Source organism: Pseudomonas sp. 20-5, assembly GCF_056782835.1.
In genome coordinates this window covers 6,297,010-6,316,783 of sequence record NZ_CM165584.1, presented here as the reverse complement: position 1 = coordinate 6,316,783, position 19,774 = coordinate 6,297,010, and the positions used below count along the sequence as shown (strand labels likewise).

The window sequence follows — 19,774 nt, the reverse complement described above, 5'->3', positions numbered from 1 at the left end:
CTTAAGTGATCTCGAAACGTAATACGCCGCAACGTCGCCATGCCATCCTCGCGCTGCTTTCCGAGCAGGGCGAGGTCAGCGTGGACGCACTCGCCAAGCGCTTTTCCACCTCGGAAGTGACCATCCGCAAGGACCTCGCCGCCATGGAAAGCCACGGCCTGCTGTTGCGTCGCTACGGCGGTGCGGTGCCGATGCCGCAGGAACTGATCGGTGAAGCTGCGCAGCCCGTCTCGCCCTACAAGCAGGCTATCGGTCGCGCCGCCGCGGCGCGCATCCGCGAGCATGCGCGGATCATCATCGACAGTGGCAGCACCACCGCGGCGATGATCCCCGAACTCGGGCACAAGCCGGGCCTGGTGGTGATGACCAACTCGCTGAACGTGGTCAACGCCCTGCGCGAACTGGAGCACGAGCCGGTGCTGCTGATGACCGGGGGGACCTGGGATCCGCATTCCGAGTCGTTCCAGGGGCAGGTTGCCGAGCAGGTGCTGCGTTCCTATGACTTCGACCAACTATTCATCGGTGCCGACGGCATCGATCTCGAACGCGGGACGACCACGTTCAACGAATTGCTGGGCCTGAGCCGGGTGATGGCCGAGGTCGCCCGCGAGGTGATCGTCATGGCCGAGGCCGACAAGGTCGGTCGGCGCATTCCCAACCAGGAATTGCCCTGGAGCAGCATCCATACCCTGATTACCGACGAGCGCCTGGAACCTTCCGCGCGCGAACAGATAACCGCCCGGGGCGTCACGCTGATCTGCGCCCCGGTCGAGGCCTGAAAGGAGAAAGACCCCATGTGTGGAATCGTAGGCGCGATCGCCGAGCGCAACATCACCCCCATCCTCATCGAAGGCCTCAAGCGCCTCGAGTATCGCGGCTACGACAGCGCCGGCGTGGCGGTCTTCGATAACGAAGGCAGGCTGCAGCGCTGCCGCCGGGTCGGCAAGGTCGCCAGCCTGGAGGAAGGCCTGGCCGGTACGCCGCTGCTCGGCCGCCTGGGCATCGCCCATACCCGCTGGGCGACCCACGGCGCGCCAACCGAAGGCAATGCCCACCCGCATTTCTCCAGCGACGAACTGGCGGTGGTGCACAACGGCATCATCGAGAACCACGAACCTCTCCGTGAGCGGCTCAAGGGCCTGGGCTACGTGTTCACCTCGCAAACCGACACCGAGGTCATCGTCCACCTGCTGCATCACAAGCTGCAGTCCATCGGCGACCTGACCCTGGCGCTGAAGGACGCGGTCAAGGAATTGCACGGGGCCTATGGCCTGGCAGTGATCAGCGCGGCGCAGCCGGACCGCATCGTCGCCGCCCGCAGCGGCAGCCCGCTGGTGATCGGCCTCGGGCTTGGCGAGAACTTCCTCGCTTCCGACCAACTGGCGCTGCGCCAGGTGACCGACCGCTTCATCTACCTGGAAGAAGGCGATATCGCCGAGATCCGTCGCGACAGCGTGCGCCTGTGGGATGTCCAGGGCAACGACGTGCAGCGCGAGACCGTGCAGTACCACGAAGGCGCCGAAGCCGCCGACAAGGGCGAGTACCGGCACTTCATGCTCAAGGAAATCCACGAGCAGCCCAGCGTCGTGCAGCGCACCCTGGAAGGCCGCCTCGGGCAGAACCAGGTAATGGTGGAAAGCTTCGGCCCGCAGGCGGCGGAGCTGTTCGCCAAGGTTCGCAACGTGCAGATCGTCGCCTGCGGCACCAGTTACCACGCCGGCATGGTCGCCCGTTACTGGCTGGAAAGCCTGACCGGGATTCCCTGCCAGGTGGAGGTCGCCAGCGAGTTCCGCTACCGCAAGGTCGCGGTGCAGCCGGATTGCCTGTTCGTCACCATCTCCCAGTCCGGTGAGACCGCCGACACCCTGGCTGCCCTGCGCAACGCCAAGGAGCTGGGCTTCCTCTCCAGCGTGGCGATCTGCAACGTTGCCACCAGTTCGCTGGTGCGCGAATCCGACCTGACCCTGCTGACCCAGGCCGGCCCGGAAATCGGCGTGGCCTCGACCAAGGCCTTCACCACCCAGTTGGTCGCCCTGCTGCTGCTGACCCTGGGCATCGGCCAGGTGCAGAAGCGCCTGGCCGATGGCGTCGAAGCCGAGCTGGTGGACGAACTGCGTCGCCTGCCGACCCGGCTGGGCGAGGCGCTGGCGATGAACCGGACGGTGGAGAAGGTTTCCGAGCTGTTCGCCGAGAAGCACCACACCCTGTTCCTCGGCCGTGGCGCGCAGTTCCCGGTGGCCCTGGAAGGCGCGCTGAAGCTCAAGGAAATTTCCTATATCCATGCCGAAGCCTACCCGGCCGGCGAACTCAAGCATGGCCCGCTGGCGCTGGTGGACAGCGACATGCCGGTGGTTACCGTGGCGCCGAACAACGAGCTGGTGGAGAAGCTCAAGTCGAACCTGCAGGAAGTCCGCGCCCGCGGCGGCGAACTGGTGGTGTTCGCCGACGAAGGCGCGGGCATCGAGGCTGGCGAGGGCACCCATGTGGTGGGCATGCCGCACATCGGCGACGTGCTCTCGCCGATCCTCTACACCATCCCGTTGCAATTGCTCTCGTACCATGTCGCCGTGCTCAAGGGCACCGACGTCGACCAGCCGCGCAACCTGGCCAAGTCGGTCACCGTCGAGTAACGCCGGCCGCGTGCCCGAGAAGCCGGGGCAGGCATGCGGCCCCGGCGCTCGCCGTCAATCGCGCAACGGCAGCGCCTCGTCGCTCCTGCGGCTGGCGAACCAGTCCAGCACGGTGAGCCAGGCGCCGATCCCCAGGCCGATGCCCAATACCCACAGGGTGGCGGGCGGCCCCTTCAGCTCCAGCAGTCGCACAGCCAGGGGCACGCTGGCGAGAATGGCGATGTTGTTGAACGTCTCGGCGAACGACAGCACCATGCCCTTGTCCGGCCCGGAGCGCGAGGCGAGTACCACCGTGCCCGCCGGCGCGCCCAGGCCCAGCGCGGCGCCCCAGGCGCCCAGGCAGCAGAGCGCCACGGGCAACGGTAGCGGCAGGAGCATGAAGGTCGACATCGATAGCACCAGGAGCGCCAGCACCAGCAGGAGCATGTCTTCGTCGCGCTTCAGATAACGTCGCAGGTAACCCGCGGCGAGGTTGCCCACGGCCAGGCCCACGCCGAAGGCGGCGATGCTGACGCCTATCTGCGCGGTGCTGAAGCCGTAGCGCTGGCGCAGCACCTCTCCCGAGAGAAGCAGGCCGGCGACCCCGGTGCCGTTCCAGGCACCCTTGGCGATCAGTGGCCTGAGGATGCTCCATTGCCTGCACCAGCCCAGCGCATGGCCCTCGGCGCGCGGTGCCACGGCTTGCACGGGAAGGCGCTGGCGCGCCATCAGGAAGACCAGCACGCAACCGCACGAGACCAACAGGAAGGGCGCCGCCCAGCCGAAGAAGTCCGAGAGGAGGCCGGCCAGTGCCGGGCCGGCGGCAATGCCGAGGGTCATGCCGAGCATCACCTGGCCCATGGCACCGGCCTGTCTTTGCGGGGCGACCACCTCCGCGACCAGGGCGAAGGTGGTCGGGATGATGATTGCCGAGGCGATGCCCCCGATCACCCGCAGGACGACGGCAATTTCCAGGGTCGGGGCGATGACGATGGCCAGAGTATCGACCGCGAAGAGGACCAGGGCGAGCAGCAGCAGCTTCCTGCGTTGCATGCGGTCGGAGAAGTAGCCCAGCAACGGCGCGGCGATCGCATAGGAGAACGCGTAGCTGGAGATCAGCCAAGCGGCGCCGCTGGTAGTGGTGTGGAACGCCTGCGCCAGCGGCCCGAGCATGGAGGACAGCATGAACTCGGTCACGCCGACGAAGAATACGGCCATCGACAGGGCCAGCAGGAACAGGCCGTCGAGCTTCTGTGAAGGCGGGGAAATTTTCTGGTTCATGATGTTCTCTTTGGCTGAATGAGCGGACGAACGCCAAGGGGGCGCCGGCTCGTGGAGCCGGCGCCAGGGTCAGGGATGAGTTGATCTGCCGAGGACTGGGGAAGGAAAGCCGACTTTGCGGCGGCTCTCCGGGGAATGCAGGTACTGCGGGGAGGAGGGTCAATATAGACCCTGGGTATTCTCTTGGTAAGTATTGTGCAGAATTTCGTTGAGGAACATTTCGAAATCTGCTTCCAGCACCAGGCCGTGGCCTGGAAGATAGCGAAACAGGCCAGGGCATGTCCGTGGGTCCAGGCTGCTATCCACGAACAGGGCATAGGAGAAGCGATCGGCTTGGCCTGGCAATTGTTCCTGCACTCGGTGAGCGACGGCGGCGACAGGAGTGGCCGAGTGACGGGTCAGTATCTCCATCGCGCAGCCGAAGTTGACGATGAATTCGCCGGGACGGGGCGAGACCGGCAGCCAGTCTCCCTCGCGAAGAACCTCAAGTCCAGGCTCCAGCGAGCGCAGGATGGTCACCCAACCCGAGTCCTTGTGCACATTCAGCCCGCGGGCCCGGACGTGGCTGCGGAAATGGTTAAAGGTCAGGTGATAGGTGCCTTGCATGGAGAGGCAGCGTCCCGTGGCCTCGTCCCACAGCTCTACCGGCAGGTCCAGTTCCGCGAGTACGGCCCGCAGCACCTCGAGACTGAAACTCCGCATCCGTTCGGCCTGCCGCAGCAAAGGGCCTGGGAACACTGTCTGCCAGAATCGGCTCTCGAGGAAGAACTGCTCGACCTGGTCGACGTCGCGGGAGAAATATCCTTCCCGGCGCGCCAGCCGATCTTCGGTCCACTGCGAGAAACCCTGGTAGGGCGCGCCGAGGCCCTCCTGGCGAGGCAGGTAGAAGTTGCGGGCGAAGGTATCGCCGGCTGCCAGGTCCAGGCTCGGTGACTTGACGAAGAAGAACCCGTCGGCGATGGCGCGGGCGAAGCCATCGCTGCTGTCGAAGCGTAGCTTTCCGTCGATCAGTTCGGCCGAAGCCAGAGCATAGGTGGCGTTTGGGTTCATCGTTTGTCATCCCCGGGACCGGTTGGGTGAACTCCTATGGCATGGGGTCAGAGGAGGATGTCGTCGTTGTAGGTCCGGCTGACCTCCTGTTCGGCGAATTCGAGGACCGTCTGTACCTTCTGGGCTCCGGCCGGACCGTATCGGTAGATGTCGCCGCCCAGATCGCTATCCAGGAAAACGACATAGGAGTAGCGTTCGTCCGGGCTCGCGCGCTCGGTGCGGGCTACCCCGTGGACATTAGCGTGGACCTTTCTCGACAGGTGTTCGGAAAGCACTTCCATGGAACTGCCGAAGTTGATGATGAGATGGCCAGGCAGTGGGTTGATCGAGCGGAGCTGGCCGTCGATATAGGCGATCAGTCCGGGTTCGGTGGAGCGCAGGACGGTGACCCAGCCCGAGTCTCGATGGAACTTGGAACCACGGATCGGCTTGCTGGCGCGGAAATGATTGAAGCCGAACATCTGGTGGCCCTGTCCTTCGGACAGGCCGCTGGTCAGGCGTGCCCATTCCGCGCGGGGGATGTCTAGCTCCGCGAGCACCGCGCGCAGGACGCCAATACCCAGCTCCGCCATTTGTACGCCCAGTGCAGCCACGGCCTCAGGTATAAGAGACCAGTTGCCTCGTTCGATGTAGACGTTCTCCCACTGATCGTGCTCCCTGTCGAAATAGCCTTGGTAGGCCCCTGGTATCTGGCATTCCTTGAACCCCGTATAGGTGGACAAGGCGCCCTCTGCTCGGGGAAGGAAGCAATTGCGGACGAATAGGTCGCCAGGGCAGAAGTCCATCCGAGCTGGAACTTCCAGCAGGAAGAAGCCGTGCCTGCGCGCCTGTTCGAAGCCGTCTGGATGATCGAAGACGAGTCTGCTTTCCAGCAGGCGCGATCGCGCCATCTCGATGGGTGGGTATTGGTGGACCTGGCTCTCCAGTGGCATTGCCGGAAGGTTGACCGGAGCGCGTAGCGTCGGAGAGCTGGCGGTTTTCGGTTTCGTGTTCACTGGCGCCTCCTGAAGGATGTATGGGCTCAGCGATGAGCCGTCTCCACCTTGGGATGGAATTCGTAACCCATTTCCGCGGCTTTGCGTTTCTGAAACTCGAGGAAGGATTGCACCGGCTTAACGGTCTCGCCGCTGATCTGGTACAGGTCCTGGTCCCAGCGCGGACCGATGTAGGAACCGAAGGTGAACCTGTCCGCTTTTCGCTCTTGCGGTTCCATTCTGCGGACGCGGTGATAGCTGGCCTGGACAGGGGTGGCGGACTTCTCGGTTAGGAGTTCGAAGGAGTGTCCAAGTACCAGGGTGAAATGGCCGGGCATGGGATCGAAAGGAATCCAGGAGCCATTTTCCAGCGACTCCAGCCCAGGCTCCGTGGTGTAGAGCAGGGTGGTAAAACCGCTGTCCTTGTGGGCGGTGAGACCCACCGGGTGGGCGCTGTCAGCGCGGAAATGATTGAAGATGCAGTACTGCAGCGCCTGGTTGGAAGACATGCCGCCGGCTATCAGGTCGAAATGTCTTTCCTCGATGCCGACCAGCGCGAACAGTTGCGAGAGAACACTGCGGTTCAGGTCGTTCATTGCCCAAAGCAGGTCGGCGGCGGGGGCGGGAAGATATTCCCGCCACAGGCCGCATTCGATCTGCAGCAGTTCGTCCTGGTCGGCACCTGTGCGGGAATAGCCCAGCAGGGACTTGCCGAGATCCTTGCGATGGAACCCCCGGAAGGCGTTGTCGGCGTCTACCTCGGGTTCCAGATAATAGCTCTGGGCCAGGGCGATGCCGGCCGAAAAGTCCCAGCCCCGTGGGTGCTCGAGGTGGAAGGCACCTAGCTTGCGCGCGCGACTGAAACCGTCTTCTTCCTTGAAGTGCAGCATGCCGTCGAGCATCCGGGCGGATGGAAGGATATTGCTCATCAAGCGTTCTCCATGACGTACAGGTTCACAGGGCGGCGGCCCTGGCAGTGAGGATGATGTTTCCCGAACGTCGGGGCCGCGGCATGGAACTGTGAGGTGCCAGCGTGGAGTCGGCTTCTGTCACGCAGACCTTGTAGAGGCGGTACAGCTCCGTCAGGATCAGCGCCTGTTCCCTGACGGAGAACAGGCGGCCTGGGCATTTGCGCGGGCTTCTATGGGTGTTGACCATGTTGAAGGAGTTGATTTCGTAGCGGTTCCTGGCCAGCAGCGACACGGCCTGGCCGTGGCTGGTCTGGTTGCGGATGAGCTGCCGGATGTTGTCCGTATCGAACCGCTCGGCGTGGGGGAACAGCGACGCGTCGCGATTGGCCCGCCGTCGATCGAGCCAGAGCATCGTATTGGCGGGAATCGTAACCTCGGTGCCGCGATGGCGGATGCGTATCGGCCGGTTGGTCCGGCGCCACAATGCAGTGGGGTTGCTGCCACCCAGGCGGATCGCTTCAAGCACCAGTAGGTAGGCCTCGTCCAGCGCTTGTTCCGGGTTGTCTACTACACCCAGCAGACGTTCTTTCTCGGCTGGATTGTCCTCCAGGTAGGTGAGCGTCCAGAGCAGACTGAGGGCCGTGGTGTCATAGGTCGCGACGATGATCGTACCCAGTTCCTTGAGTGATGCGGCATCCAGCGTTCGTATGGTTTCGCGTGTGAAGGGCCGGGAGAAGCAGTCGAACTGGGCGAGGATCATGTTCGTTGGAGGAGCCCGGACAATCGATTCGTAGTTCGAATCCAGCATGTCGCGCGTCATCTCGACGATCATGTCGGCGTTCTCGATCGATTCCGGATTCATCTTGCTGATGACCTCCGAGGCGATCTCGAAGAAGTCCCTGGCGATCACTCCGTATTCGGTGCTTTGCAGGTAGTGGGTCAGGGGCTTCTGATGAAAATCCAGGACGCCGGGCAACCCGCTGTCGATGCGCGCTACCATGTGCAGGCAGAAGTCCTGCAAGGGCAGCGAGCGACCTGCCACCTCTCGCAGGTAGTGTTGGGCCATTTCGCGTACATGCGGGTCCAGACTGGTAACGAACCGGTTGCTGCCGAGCACGCGTTCGACCACGGCGCGCTTGGCCTTGCGTCGCTCGTCCTGCGCGGGCAGGGAACCGAGGAAGGAACCGAAGAGCTCGGCGTTCGCATTGATCGAGGGCGCCAGATCCTCGTCGTCGACGAGGGGCGCGTTGGTCGTCTGGTAGAGCGCCAGGTCGTCTCCGAGCCAGAAGGTACAGAGTCCTTCGTTGTTCTCCGCCAGTTCCGCGATGCCGGAACGGGCGAAGTAGGTGGAGGCGTCCAGGCCCTGGCACACCGTGGCATGGTGGAAAGCCTCGGCGTGTCCGGTAGCCGGACAAGAGCCGGAATGATGGGCGATGAGGCCGGGGAAGGGAGCGCTATTCTCTTTGCTGTTCATGGGCGCAGGTACCGGTTTGCGTGGTCGTCGGCTGGGGCGGCGGCCCCAGGCCCTTCGGCGATGCCGAAATCGGTATAGCTGTCCTTCCAGGTCTGCTCGTTGAATTCGCGAAGGAAGGTCTCTACCGGAATGACCGGCTCGGCGCGCTGGCCGTCGGCGGTGAGGCTGTAGAGCGCGCCGGTCGCAGGTGGATTGAGGAATGCCGCGAAGGAGTAGCGATCGCCCCGCTCCACCGTCGATGAACTCTGTCGGACCTGGTGGAGAACCGCGGCGGCCGGGATTGGCAACCTGGCGGTGAGAAGTTCCAGGCTGCCCCCGAAATTGATCAGGAAATGCCCTTCCATGGGGGGGACCTCGACCCATCCTTCCTCGAGTCGCGCCTGCAGGCCTGGCTGGTCGCAGTACAAGACGGTGACGAAGCCGGTGTCCTTGTGCGCTGGAGCGCCCTGCATGTTGCGCTCGGGTCGGTAGTGGCTGACGGCGAACCAGGTGACGCCCTTCCCTTCGCTGGTCCCGCCGGTGACGTCGGGCCACAACCGTGGCGCTACGCCGAGGCTGCCGAGGATCTCACGCAGGATGAGCCGGGCGATCTCGTGCATCCGTTCGCACAGTCGGTTCACTTCGTCTGGAAACGACGCCTGGCGTTGTCTGGCGTCGGCAAGGATATGTTCGGTCTGGAAGTTCTCCCGGTCGAAATAGATGTCGGGAAGGTTCCTGAAACCCCGGTAACGGGCGTCTGCATGGGGCTCTTCCACGGCAGGTTGGTAGAACTCTTGGGCGAAGCGGATACCTGGTGCGAGATCCAGTTCTTCTGGAATACGCAGGGCGAAGAAGCCGTCGCGTAGCGCCCGCGCAAAGCCATCCGCCTGGTTGAAGACCAGGTGCCTGGAATCATCCAGATAGGCCTTGCAGGGATGGAACTGGGGAAGCCCGCTCATGGATTGTCCGTCTCCCTGATGACCGTACCCTGGTAGATCTCCTCGTCGTTCGCGTCGATGATGTCGCGCGAACTGCAGACTCTCCTGAGTCCCTCTCCCGTTGCATAGCTGTAGATGCCTGCCTCGGTGCCGGGAGTGCAGTGACTGGAGGTGAAATGAGCGAAGCTGCAGCGGTCGTGGGTCTGATGCCTGACCCTGTGCATGATGGCCCTGACGGGTGTGGAGGAGCCGCGAGTAAGCACTTCCATGGAGAGACCAAAGTTGACCACGAAATGATCGGGTGAGGGCTCCAGCGCCTCCCAGCGATCATTGCGGTTGACTTCCAGCCCCGGTTCGGTGGTGCGTAACAGCGTCAGGAACCCATCGTCCTTGTGGGAAGCCAGCCCGACACCCGCGAAGCGCGGGCGATAGTGATTGAAGGTTAAATGGTAGGAACCCTGGGCGTCCGAGGCACCGCCGGTAGCCAGGCTCCAGAATTCCGGATCGATGTCGGTGAGCGACAGGATGGCACGCAGCAACTGCCGACTGTAAGCGGTCAGCTGTTCGCCGGCCTGGAGGATTTCCTCTGGGTAGTGGGTTTTCCAGAAGCGTCGTTCCAGCAGGAATTGCTCAATCTGGTTGATTCGTTCGTGAAAACCCAGCAGGGGATCGTCGAAGGTTTCCGCTGTGAGTTCGCGAAATGCACCGTAGGGGGCGATGGCCGGGCCCTTGAAGAAATTGCTGGCGAACAGGTCGCAGTCGCGGACCTGGAAATCGTCCGGTATCCGCAACAGGAAAACGCCATCTCTCAACGCCGCCACGCGGGTTTGTTCGGAGGGGAAGACCAGATGCTCGTCCTCCAGATAGGCCTCTTGCAGTTTTGCCAGGGTATCTACAGGACGTTTATCGATTCTCTTCTCGTAGACATCCTGGTAGATCGAACCTCGGTTCAATTGCCAGGCCACCGGCTTGGGAGAGGAACTCATTCCTATCTCCTTTTCAATTGCAGGGAAACCACGGTAAGTTTCTGCAATTCATCGAGCATTCCTGGAAAGTCACCCGCTGCTATTTCTGCCAACGTACTGAAAGCACCGGGATAGGCCATGACTTTGAAGCCTTTTCTTACTAGGCAGGCGAATACGGAAAACTCTTCGAGAAAATATCGCGAGGAAAAGTCGAGGCGATGCCTCTGCTGTTCTTCACTCAACTTCTCCCAATTATGCCGGTGGTAGTTTCTTCCAAACTTTTCCACCGAATCTCGGAATCCAGAGTGCTCCAGGAAATAGTTACGCAAACTTGAATAGAAGTCCTTGCATTCTGTACTGGCCTGGATCTCCGAACAGGTTATGTACTGGAAGTCCGTGGCGTGTCGGTAGGCATCGACGATGAGCCGGCTTTCCTCCATGAACGCGTCGCCCAGTCTGACGGCCTCGCGGCGGGCATCTTCCTCGGGCATGTCCCGCGTGGACTGCAAGGTAATCCGGTGAATATGGTCGCCTATCAAAATACTGCATTTCTCAAAGCGCCGAGCCGCCCACTCGACCATGGAGTGGAAGCGGTTGGGAGTGAAATTTCTATTTTCCAGGCTGACGCCCAGAAAGCACTTTGGCTCGTCCTCAAAACTGTTACGCCTGGTGTGTGGTGAAACGAAAGCGATCTTCGCTTTATACCGCTCACCCGCTAGAAGGCTTCGTGTGCTGAAATCTTCCGCTATCAGGTTCATTGGCTAATTCCAGAAATAATGAATTGTTCGAATTATTTGCGTAAATTGGTTTTCGCAACTTCTGGGCGTTGTGAGGGTAAGCGCTGTAGAATATCGAACAACTATTAATTTTAATGGGCGGAGAAGAAATCCAGATTTCCGGATATTGCCGGAAGCCCTATAGGGCAAATAGCCACCAATAGCCCTAAGTCCAAGCCAGACCGAGAATTTTCTTTTTCGCTGACTGCCGCTTCGAGATGACCGAAGAGGTTTCCGGCAGACCAGATTCCTCTTGCCGGTTCCGACCAAACGTCGATCTGGTTTTGGCCATCGGTTGATGGCGAAAGGCTATTTTTCTGCGGGCATCGGCTTTTTCGCAGGCGATGGTTTCAGGCCAGCCAGCTTTCTTCGGCTCCGAAGGGGGAGCGCTACCAGCAGTCCCGTTTCAAGTGGGTTACGGTGCCTTGAGGCGAACCGGTCAGCGGAACGGTTTCCAGAAGCGCTCCAGCGCCGCCGCCAGCAGTTCCGTATCGCCGCGCGAGTCGCCCCAGGCGCGCAGGGAGTATTGGGTCAGCGGACCGTAGTGCCGCTCCAGGCGGCAGACTTTCTCGTCGCGCCGGCAGTTGCGGCCGACGATCCTGCCGGTCAGTACGCCGTCTACCACTTCCAGCTCGGTGGCGATCAGGTGCACGCCGAGCTTCTCGGCGAACGGCCTGAGTAGCAGCGAAGGGGAGGCGGAACAGATGGTCACGGTGCTGCCGCTGCTGACCTGGTCGGCCACCGCGGTCAATGCGTGGGGACGCATCAGTGTTTCCCAGAAGCGGTTCTGGTAGGCCAGCGCCCGCTCTTCCAGCACATGTACGGGCACATCGGTGAGGAAGGTGGCGATCAGGCGCGCCTTCAGGTCGTCGCGGTCGATACGCCGGCAGAGATAGGCCAGGCTGGGTCCTGCCATGCGCAGCATGCGGCGGACGAACACCCGGTTGCCGAAGGCGAAACGCAGGAAGGGCACGAAGCTGTCTCGGTATGTCAGGGTACCGTCGAAGTCGAACACGGAGAGAAAGCGTACTTCGCGTGTTTCGAGGGATACGGTCTCGTTCATCGGCATTCCTTATGTCGCTTCCGCTTCCTTTGACAGGGTGTATGCGTCATTCCGTTATTGCAGCAAGGGAAAGTTTGTATATCAGAACTGTCAACTATCCATGGGCAGACTGGCTGCTAACCTGAATCGGAGTGCTCAGGGGTTTTGCATCGATAGATAGGAGGCTAAGTAGTCGATAGCAAAACTCTATCAGGTACTGGACTATAGTGTTCCCGTCTTGTGACCAGGAGGTTTGGCATGATTGCACAGCTCCCCTCTGAGTTGCTGTCCCTGCAACTGCCGTTGCGGATCCGCATCGGCGATGCTCAGGCGTTCGATCTGGGGCCGGATCCACAGGTAACCATGGTCATTCGCGACCCCTCGCTGCTAACCGAGATCACCCATCCCAGCCTCGATGCGCTGGGCAAGGCCTACGTCGAGAAGCGTCTCGACATCGAAGGACCGATCAGCCAGGTCATCGGTATCGGCGATGCCCTCAGCGAAGCGCTCGGCGAACCCGATGGCGGCGCGCCGCCGGTTCGCGAAAGCCATGACAAGGACACCGACGCCGAAGCCATCCATTACCACTACGACCTGTCCAACGACTTCTACCAGCTCTGGCTGGATCCGGAAATGGTCTATTCCTGCGCTTATTTCGAGACCGGCAAGGAAGACCTCGCCACCGCGCAACTGGCCAAGCTCCGTCACCTGTGCCGCAAGCTGCGTTTGCAGCCGGGCGAGAAGCTGCTCGATGTCGGTTGCGGTTGGGGGGGGCTGGCGCGCCTGGCCGCTCGCGAGTTCGGCGTCGAGGTCACCGGCATCACATTGAGCAAGGAGCAGCTGGCGCTCGGCCGGGAGCGAGTCAAGGCCGAAGGCCTGGAGGACCGAGTCACCCTCAAGCTGCTGGATTACCGCGACCTGCCGCGCGATGGCCGCTTCGACAAGGTGGTCAGCGTCGGCATGTTCGAGCACGTCGGGCACGCCAACCTGGGGCTGTACTTCCAGCAACTGTACGATGCGGTGCGTCCCGGCGGCCTGGTGATGAACCACGGCATCACCTCGCGCTACACCGACGGCCGCCCGGTTGGCAAGGGGGCCGGCGACTTCATCGATCGCTACGTGTTTCCCCACGGCGAGCTGCCGCACCTGTCGCTGGCGGTGGCGCGGATGAGCGAAGCCGGGCTGGAAGTAGTCGACGTGGAAAGCCTGCGTCTGCACTACGCCCGGACCCTGGATTTCTGGAGCGCCAACCTGGAAGCCAGGCTGAAGGAGGCGGCTCGCCTGGTGCCCGAGGAAACCCTGCGGATCTGGCGGCTGTACCTGGCCGGATGCGCCTACGGCTTCAAGCGCGGCTGGATCAACCTGCACCAGATCCTCGCCATTCGCCCCCACGAGGATGGCTCCCACGAGCTGCCCTGGTCGCGGCGCGACCTGTACGCCTGAACGCCGGCGACCGGCTCCCTTGCGGAGCCGGTCGCGCAATCGGTCCTTGCTGATTGTCCTGCGTGGCGGGGCGGTCTAGTCTGCACGAAGTCCTGCGCGGTCGAAGGAAGCCGGGACGCTTCCGCGACAGCGCGACAACAACGATAAGAACAGGAGACTTCCCATGTCGCTGAGCAGACGCTTCGGTCTTTTCACGCTTGCCGCAACGGTGACCTTCAGTACCGCGGTCTTTGCCGCGCCGACCTTCATCAATATCCTCACCGGCGGCACCAGCGGGGTCTATTACCCCATAGGGGTCGGCCTCTCGCAGATCTACGGGCACGATATCCAGGGCGCGAAAACCTCGGTGCAGGCCACCAAGGCTTCGGTCGAGAACCTCAACCTGTTGCAGGCCGGGCGTGGAGAACTGGCGCTGGCGCTGGGCGACTCGGTCGCCGACGCCTGGAACGGGGTCGCCGACGCCGGCTTCAAGGCGCCGTTGAAGAAGCTGCGGGCTATCGGCAATACCTATCCGAACTATATCCAGGTAGTGGCCAGCCAAGCCTCGGGCATCAAGACCCTGGCCGACCTGAAAGGCAAGCGCATTTCGGTGGGCGCGCCCAAGAGCGGTACCGAGCTGAACGCCCGGGCGATCTTCAAGGCCGCCGGCCTGAGCTACGAGGACATGGGCAAGGTGGAGTACCTGCCCTACGCCGAGTCGGTGGAGCTGATCAAGAACCGCCAGCTCGACGCTACGCTGCAATCCTCCGGCCTGGGCATGGCGGCCATCCGCGACCTGGCCTCGACCATGCCGATCACCTTCGTCGCGATCCCGGCGGACGTGGTGGCGAAGATCGACAGCCCGGCCTATCACGCCGCGAGCATTCCCGCCGGCACCTACGACGGCCAGGAGCAGGACGTGCCGACGGTGGCGATCGACAATATCCTGGTCAGCCACTCCGGGGTCAGCGACGAGCTGGCCTACCAGATGACCAAGCTGATGTTCGACAACCTGCCGCGCCTGGTCACCGCCCATGCTGCCGCCAAGGACATCGCCCTGGACAAGGCGGCGAAGAACCTGCCGATTCCGCTGCATCCCGGCGCCGAGCGCTTCTACAAGGAGAAGGGCGTACTGCCCGAGTGAGGCCCGTTTCTCCGTAGCCCCGGTCCGTGCGGCGGACCGGGTTCCCCGCGTTTCCGGCTGTAGGGAGTCGATGCATGAGCGATCATCAGAACGGGCTGCATCTTGAGGCGGAAAACTGGCCGCGCGCGTTGTTCGCCGTGGCCCTGGCCTTTTCCGTGTTCCAGGTCGTCACCGCGGCCTTTCCCCTGATTTCCACCCAGGTCCTGCGGGCAATGCACGTCGGACTGCTGTTGCTGGTGGTGTACATCAGCTATCCCGCCTTCGGCATAGGTCGCCCCTGGCAGCCGCTGGCCTGGTTGCTGGGCATGGCCGGCCTGGGCACGGCGGTCTACCAGTGGGTTTTCGAGGGCGACCTGATCCAGCGCTCCGGAGAGCTGACCCAGGCCGACATGGTCGTCGGCGTGGTGCTGATCGTTCTGGTCTTCGAGGCGGCGCGACGGGTGATGGGCATCGCCTTGCCGATCATCTGCGCGCTGTTTCTTGCCTATGGCCTGTTCGGCGAACACCTGCCGGGCGACCTGGCCCACCGCGGCTACGGCTTCGACCAGATCGTCAACCAGCTGTCGTTCGGTACCGAAGGTCTCTACGGCACGCCGACCTACGTATCGGCCACCTACATCTATCTGTTCATCCTGTTCGGCGCCTTCCTCGAGCAGGCCGGCATGATCCGCCTGTTCACCGATTTCGCCATGGGCCTGTTCGGTCACCGGGTCGGCGGGCCGGCCAAGGTCTCGGTATTCTCCTCGGCGCTGATGGGCACCATCACCGGCTCCGGCGTGGCCAACGTGGTCACCACCGGACAGTTCACCATCCCGCTGATGAAGCGTTTCGGCTACAAGCCGGCGTTCGCCGGCGGCGTCGAGGCGACCGCGAGCATGGGCAGCCAACTGATGCCGCCGGTGATGGGGGCGGTGGCGTTCATCATGGCCGAGACCATCAACGTCCCCTACGTGGAGATCGCCAAGGCGGCGCTGATCCCGGCCCTGCTGTATTTCGGCTCGGTGTACTGGATGGTCCACCTCGAGGCCCGCCGGGCCGATCTAAAGGGCCTGCCGCGCGATCAGTGTCCGAGCGCCTGGGGTGCCGTCCGCGAGCGCTGGTTCCTGCTGATTCCGTTGCTGGTGCTGATCGCGCTGCTGTTCTCCGGGCGCACGCCGCTGTTCTCCGGAACCATCGGCCTGGCGCTGACCGCCATCGTCATCCTCGGTTCGGCGATCATCCTGCGGGTGTCCTCGCTCGGCCTGCGCATCGCCTTCTGGGTGGCGCTGGGGCTGCTCTGCGCGGGGTTCTTCCGCCTCGGCATCGGGGTGATCTTCGTCGTGATCGCGGCCCTGGCCCTGGCCTGCTGGTTCGTCCGTGGCGGCCGGGAAACCCTGCGCATCTGCGTCCGCGCCCTCGCCGAAGGTGCGCGACATGCGATCCCGGTGGGCATCGCCTGCACCCTGGTGGGAGTCATCATCGGGGTGATTTCGCTGACCGGCATCGCCACCACCTTCGCCAGCTACGTGCTCGACCTGGGACGGGAGAACCTGCTGCTGTCGCTGGTCCTGACCATGGTCACCTGCCTGGTCCTGGGAATGGGCATCCCGACCATCCCCAACTACATCATCACCAGCTCCATCGCCGCGCCGGCGCTGCTGGAACTGGGGGTGCCGCTGATCGTCTCGCACATGTTCGTCTTCTACTTCGGCATCCTCGCCGACCTCACCCCTCCGGTGGCGCTGGCCTGTTTCGCGGCCGCGCCGATCGCCAAGGAAAGGGGATTGAAGATCAGCTTCTGGGCGGTGCGCATCGCCCTGGCGGGTTTCGTGGTGCCGTTCATGGCGGTGTATTCCCCGGCGCTGATGCTGCAGGAAGGCGGTTGGGGGGCGACGCTCTATGTCACCTGCAAGGCGGTGCTGGCCATCGGCCTGTGGGGCATGGCTTCCATCGGCTACCTGCAGGGGCCGCTGGCCTGGTGGGAGCGCCTGGTGGCGTTCGCCGCCGGGGCCAGCCTGGTCCTGGCCTTGCCGATCAGCGACGAGCTGGGCTTCGTCCTCGGCGCGCTGGTGATCGGCTGGCACCTCTGGCGCCAGCGTGCGCGCGAGGCGGTGGCGTGATCGCGCTGTGTCTGGGCATGGCCGGCAGCGTCTGGGCGACGCTGCCGCTGCAGTCGTTCACCCTGGCCTGGCAACACACGGTCGAGAAGGTGCTCTGGGAAGAAGACTATCGCCTGAGTGAGCGCGGCCTGCTGCTGGAAGAGGCCCGGGTGCGGGGCAGCGGGGCGGGGATGGAGATTCCCGAGGGCGCCGTGCTGCGTGACGGCGCCTGGCATTACCACCGTGGGGTGCCGCCGTTGCAACCGTTGCGGCTGGGGCGCACACCGGAGGCCGGCGACTACCGGATCTGCCGTCAGGGGCGCTGCGATGCGCTGGCGCGCTGGATCGGTCCGCCGGACCGTGAGCGCCCGGCGGTCGAACTCTGGGCGTGTCCGATACGGGACCCGAGCGACTGAACGTCCTGTGGATAACCCTGAGACGCCAGTCCACATCCATAAAAACGACGAAGCCGGAGCTGCTTCCGGTCATAAGGAAAACGTCCATGCGTAGCTGTATATCAGTCTTCCGGCCGGCCCTGCTGGCACTGTTCGTCTCGGCAAGCGGCTCGGCCGGCGCCGACGCGGCTGTGGAAAACCCGCGGATCGGCCGTGCCGCCGATCTCTATGAACTGATCCCGGAATACCAGCCGGACACCTACCGGAACATGGACAAGGTCTATCCGACCCGGGTTATCCACAAGGGGACCAAGGTCCGTCCGCTGCCGGCGGGTGTGGCCATCGCGCCGCGCTACCGGATCGGCGGCGAGGAATACGGCGTCGACGATTTCATGCGGCGCAACCGCGTTGGCGGGGTGCTGGTCCTCAAGGATGGCAAGGTCGCCCTGGAGCGCTACGGCCTGGGCAACGACGAACGCACGCGCTGGACCTCGTTCTCGGTGGTCAAGTCGATCTCCTCGACCCTGGTGGGCGCCGCCGTGCAGCAGGGCCTGCTGGCTCTCGACCAGCCTGTGGACAAGTACCTGCCGAGCCTGGCCGGCTCCGCCTACCAGGGGGTGACGGTGGAGCAGGTCCTGCAGATGAGTTCCGGGGTCCGCTGGAACGAGACCTATCGCGATCCGAAGTCCGACCGCCGGCAGATGTTCGACGCCCAGCTCGCCGAACGTCCCGGTGGCATCCTGCGGCTGCTGGCGAGCCTGCCGCGGCAGTACCCGAGCGGTACCCACTTCACCTACAGCACCGGCGAGTCGCACCTGCAGAGCGAGCTGCTGCACGCGGCGACCCGCATTCCGGTGAGCGACTACCTGTCCGAGCGGATCTGGGCGCGAATGGGCATGGAGAGCGACGGCTTCTGGCAACTGGAATCGCCGGCCGGGCAAGAGATCGGCAGCAGCGGCTTGAGCGCGACCCTGCGCGACTATGGCCGCTTCGGCCAGTTCGTCCTCGAGGACGGGGTGATCGATGGCGAACGTATCCTCCCCGAAGGTTGGGTCGATCGTGCCAGTCGCGTCGAGGCTACTTCCCACCTGGCCCCGGGCAAGCTCTACGATGGCGAATACGCGCTCGGCTACGGCTACCAGTGGTGGACCTTCCCGGTGGGCGCCAAGGCCCTGCCCGAGCATGACGGCGGGGCCTTCGAAGCCCAGGGCATCTTCGGCCAGTACCTCTACATCAACCGCAAGGAGAAGATCGTGGCGGTGGTCTGGAGCGCCTGGCCGAAGCCGGAGATGGACGATCGCGAGGAGGAGACCTATGCCTTCCTTGGCGCGGCGGTGAAAGCCCTGCGCTAGGGCCGTGGGCTAACGGATATCCACAGCAGGCTGTGGACAAGACTTCAGCGGGAAAACCGCAGGGGCAGTCCCTGGCAATCGTCGGACAGGCGTCCCGCGTGCCAGGCGAGTTGCCCGGAGACGATGGTGGTATCGATCCGATGGTGGAATGCCCGGTGGCGGAACGGCGTCCAGTTGCAGCGCGACAGCAGCGGCATGGCGCTGGCCAGCGCCGGGTGCTCCAGTTCGCTGACCAGCACCAGGTCGGCCCAGTAACCTTCGCGGAGGAAACCGCGATCGGCGATGGCGAACAGTTCGGCGACCCGGTGGCTGGTCTTCGCCACCAGGGTGGCCAGCGACAGCCAGCCTTCGCGGACCAGCTCCAGGAGTGCCGGCAACGCATGCTGGACCAGTGGCAGGCCGGCCGGCGCCTGTGGATAAGCCTGCTGCTTCTCGGCCCAGGCGTGCGGCGCGTGGTCGGTGCCGATCACGTCCAGGCGGTTGCCGGCCAGCGCCCTGCGCAGGGCGTCGCGGTCCTCGCGGCTCTTGATCGCCGGGTTGCACTTGAGCAGATGGCCGAGGCGGGCGTAGTCGCTGTCGTCGAACAGCAGATGGTGGACGCAGACTTCCGCGGTGATGCGTTTCTGGCACAGCGGCTTGTCCTCGAACAGGGCCAGTTCACGCGCTGTGGATAAGTGCAGGACATGCAGCAGCGTGCCATGTCGTTGCGCCAGTTCCACCGCCAGGGCGGTGGAACGGTAGCAAGCCTCGGCGTCGCGAATGCGCGGGTGGGCGGCTGCCGGAATACGTTCACCGAAGCGTTGTCGCCAGCGCGCCAGGTTGGCTTCGATCCGCGGCGTGTCTTCGCAATGGCTCAGCAGCAGGGTCGGAACGCTGGCGAACAGGCGCTCCAGGGTCGGCAGGTCGTCCACCAGCATGTCGCCGGTGGAGGCGCCCATGAACACCTTCACCGCGGCGACCTCGCGTGGATCGAGGGCGGCCACGGTGTCGAGGTTGTCGCGGCTGACGCCGAAGTGGAAACCGAAGTTGGCCACGCTATGGGCGGCGGCGAGGCGCTTCTTTTCCGCCAGCGCTTCGAGGCTCAGCGTCGCCGGGCGGGTATTGGGCATGTCCATGAAACTGGTGATGCCGCCCGCCACGGCGGCGCGGGATTCGCTGGCGATCGAGCCCTTCTGTGGATAACCCGGCTCGCGGAAGTGCACCTGGTCGTCGATCATTCCCGGCAGCAGGTAGCGTCCGGCGGCATCGATCTCCCGGCTGGCGCCGCAGTTTTCCAGGCAGCCGGCGATGCGTTCGATGCGACCGTGGCGGACCAGCAGATCGCCTTCGCGTACCTGCCCCTCGTTGACCATCCGGGCATTGCGGATCAGCAGGCTTTGCATGT

At 63.6% G+C, this 19,774-nt stretch carries 17 protein-coding genes; 7 read left to right on the top strand and 10 right to left on the bottom strand.

Translation table 11 applies throughout. The features are described 5' to 3' along the window. The first annotated feature begins 5 nt into the window (after positions 1 to 5). Positions 6 to 779: a DeoR/GlpR family DNA-binding transcription regulator gene (locus AC1RB9_RS29110; protein ID WP_003458389.1), complete on the top strand. Its 774-nt coding sequence runs from the start codon at positions 6 to 8 to the stop codon at positions 777 to 779. Between the two features lie 15 nt (positions 780 to 794). Next, entirely contained in the window at positions 795 to 2,630 is a 1,836-nt protein-coding gene (gene glmS, locus AC1RB9_RS29105) for a glutamine--fructose-6-phosphate transaminase (isomerizing) (protein ID WP_003097120.1), read from the top strand. A gap of 54 nt (positions 2,631 to 2,684) precedes the next feature. On the opposite strand, the gene AC1RB9_RS29100 is transcribed toward glmS, so the two are convergent. The 9 genes from AC1RB9_RS29100 to AC1RB9_RS29060 form a co-directional block, all read right to left on the bottom strand. Next, entirely contained in the window at positions 2,685 to 3,890 is a 1,206-nt protein-coding gene (locus tag AC1RB9_RS29100; protein WP_003118437.1) for an MFS transporter, read from the bottom strand. A gap of 159 nt (positions 3,891 to 4,049) precedes the next feature. Then, positions 4,050 to 4,940: a 2OG-Fe(II) oxygenase family protein gene (locus AC1RB9_RS29095; protein ID WP_003100219.1), complete on the bottom strand. Its 891-nt coding sequence runs from the start codon at positions 4,938 to 4,940 to the stop codon at positions 4,050 to 4,052. Between the two features lie 47 nt (positions 4,941 to 4,987). Then, positions 4,988 to 5,935: a 2OG-Fe(II) oxygenase family protein gene (locus tag AC1RB9_RS29090; RefSeq protein WP_014603451.1), complete on the bottom strand. Its 948-nt coding sequence runs from the start codon at positions 5,933 to 5,935 to the stop codon at positions 4,988 to 4,990. A gap of 26 nt (positions 5,936 to 5,961) precedes the next feature. Beyond that, positions 5,962 to 6,843 carry a 2OG-Fe(II) oxygenase family protein gene (locus AC1RB9_RS29085; protein ID WP_003100213.1) on the bottom strand — a complete coding sequence of 294 codons (882 nt, stop codon included), beginning with the start codon at positions 6,841 to 6,843 and terminating at the stop codon, positions 5,962 to 5,964. Between the two features lie 25 nt (positions 6,844 to 6,868). After that, positions 6,869 to 8,299, bottom strand: a complete 1,431-nt coding sequence (locus AC1RB9_RS29080; RefSeq protein WP_003100210.1) for a cytochrome P450 — start codon at positions 8,297 to 8,299, stop codon at positions 6,869 to 6,871. Next, positions 8,296 to 9,237: a 2OG-Fe(II) oxygenase family protein gene (locus AC1RB9_RS29075; RefSeq protein ID WP_003100208.1), complete on the bottom strand. Its 942-nt coding sequence runs from the start codon at positions 9,235 to 9,237 to the stop codon at positions 8,296 to 8,298. The genes AC1RB9_RS29080 and AC1RB9_RS29075 overlap by 4 nt, the downstream gene beginning before the upstream one ends. Continuing rightward, the gene (locus AC1RB9_RS29070; protein ID WP_003100204.1) at positions 9,234 to 10,202 is read right to left on the bottom strand and encodes a 2OG-Fe(II) oxygenase family protein; all 969 of its coding nucleotides are present in this window, start codon (positions 10,200 to 10,202) and stop codon (positions 9,234 to 9,236) included. The genes AC1RB9_RS29075 and AC1RB9_RS29070 overlap by 4 nt, the downstream gene beginning before the upstream one ends. 2 nt (positions 10,203 to 10,204) lie before the next feature. Continuing rightward, positions 10,205 to 10,939 (bottom strand): tRNA-dependent cyclodipeptide synthase, encoded by a 735-nt coding sequence (locus tag AC1RB9_RS29065; RefSeq protein WP_003158562.1) that lies wholly within the window; start codon positions 10,937 to 10,939, stop codon positions 10,205 to 10,207. A gap of 457 nt (positions 10,940 to 11,396) precedes the next feature. Then, complete coding sequence (locus AC1RB9_RS29060) at positions 11,397 to 12,020, bottom strand: HAD-IB family phosphatase (protein WP_003099642.1); 624 nt, start codon at positions 12,018 to 12,020, stop codon at positions 11,397 to 11,399. A gap of 237 nt (positions 12,021 to 12,257) precedes the next feature. On the opposite strand from AC1RB9_RS29060, the gene cfaB reads away from it, so the two are divergent. From cfaB to AC1RB9_RS29035, 5 genes are all read left to right on the top strand, one after another. Next, the gene (cfaB, locus tag AC1RB9_RS29055; protein WP_003099645.1) at positions 12,258 to 13,442 is read left to right on the top strand and encodes a C17 cyclopropane fatty acid synthase CfaB; all 1,185 of its coding nucleotides are present in this window, start codon (positions 12,258 to 12,260) and stop codon (positions 13,440 to 13,442) included. Between the two features lie 163 nt (positions 13,443 to 13,605). Next, the gene (locus AC1RB9_RS29050) at positions 13,606 to 14,565 is read left to right on the top strand and encodes a TAXI family TRAP transporter solute-binding subunit (protein WP_003097103.1); all 960 of its coding nucleotides are present in this window, start codon (positions 13,606 to 13,608) and stop codon (positions 14,563 to 14,565) included. Between the two features lie 74 nt (positions 14,566 to 14,639). Next, entirely contained in the window at positions 14,640 to 16,664 is a 2,025-nt protein-coding gene (locus tag AC1RB9_RS29045) for a TRAP transporter permease (RefSeq protein WP_003099653.1), read from the top strand. Beyond that, a complete protein-coding gene (locus AC1RB9_RS29040; RefSeq protein WP_003458383.1) occupies positions 16,661 to 17,059 on the top strand; it encodes a DUF1850 domain-containing protein in 399 nt (132 codons plus the stop codon). The genes AC1RB9_RS29045 and AC1RB9_RS29040 overlap by 4 nt, the downstream gene beginning before the upstream one ends. A gap of 86 nt (positions 17,060 to 17,145) precedes the next feature. After that, complete coding sequence (locus AC1RB9_RS29035; RefSeq protein WP_003458380.1) at positions 17,146 to 18,390, top strand: serine hydrolase domain-containing protein; 1,245 nt, start codon at positions 17,146 to 17,148, stop codon at positions 18,388 to 18,390. Between the two features lie 44 nt (positions 18,391 to 18,434). Here AC1RB9_RS29035 and AC1RB9_RS29030 read toward each other — a convergent pair whose 3' ends face one another. Next, positions 18,435 to 19,772, bottom strand: coding sequence for a dihydroorotase (locus tag AC1RB9_RS29030; protein ID WP_003099660.1), 1,338 nt, complete (start codon positions 19,770 to 19,772; stop codon positions 18,435 to 18,437). Between the last annotated feature and the right edge of the window lie 2 nt (positions 19,773 to 19,774).

Coding starts and splice junctions, on each gene's coding strand:
- glmS (WP_003097120.1), top strand. CDS start 795: ATGTGTGGAATCGTAGGCGCGATCGCCGAGCGCAACATCACCCCCATC.
- AC1RB9_RS29100 (WP_003118437.1), bottom strand. CDS start 3,890: ATGAACCAGAAAATTTCCCCGCCTTCACAGAAGCTCGACGGCCTGTTC.
- AC1RB9_RS29095 (WP_003100219.1), bottom strand. CDS start 4,940: ATGAACCCAAACGCCACCTATGCTCTGGCTTCGGCCGAACTGATCGAC.
- AC1RB9_RS29085 (WP_003100213.1), bottom strand. CDS start 6,843: ATGAGCAATATCCTTCCATCCGCCCGGATGCTCGACGGCATGCTGCAC.
- AC1RB9_RS29080 (WP_003100210.1), bottom strand. CDS start 8,299: ATGAACAGCAAAGAGAATAGCGCTCCCTTCCCCGGCCTCATCGCCCAT.
- AC1RB9_RS29075 (WP_003100208.1), bottom strand. CDS start 9,237: ATGAGCGGGCTTCCCCAGTTCCATCCCTGCAAGGCCTATCTGGATGAT.
- AC1RB9_RS29070 (WP_003100204.1), bottom strand. CDS start 10,202: ATGAGTTCCTCTCCCAAGCCGGTGGCCTGGCAATTGAACCGAGGTTCG.
- AC1RB9_RS29065 (WP_003158562.1), bottom strand. CDS start 10,939: ATGAACCTGATAGCGGAAGATTTCAGCACACGAAGCCTTCTAGCGGGT.
- AC1RB9_RS29060 (WP_003099642.1), bottom strand. CDS start 12,020: ATGAACGAGACCGTATCCCTCGAAACACGCGAAGTACGCTTTCTCTCC.
- cfaB (WP_003099645.1), top strand. CDS start 12,258: ATGATTGCACAGCTCCCCTCTGAGTTGCTGTCCCTGCAACTGCCGTTG.
- AC1RB9_RS29050 (WP_003097103.1), top strand. CDS start 13,606: ATGTCGCTGAGCAGACGCTTCGGTCTTTTCACGCTTGCCGCAACGGTG.
- AC1RB9_RS29045 (WP_003099653.1), top strand. CDS start 14,640: ATGAGCGATCATCAGAACGGGCTGCATCTTGAGGCGGAAAACTGGCCG.
- AC1RB9_RS29035 (WP_003458380.1), top strand. CDS start 17,146: ATGCGTAGCTGTATATCAGTCTTCCGGCCGGCCCTGCTGGCACTGTTC.
- AC1RB9_RS29030 (WP_003099660.1), bottom strand. CDS start 19,772: ATGCAAAGCCTGCTGATCCGCAATGCCCGGATGGTCAACGAGGGGCAG.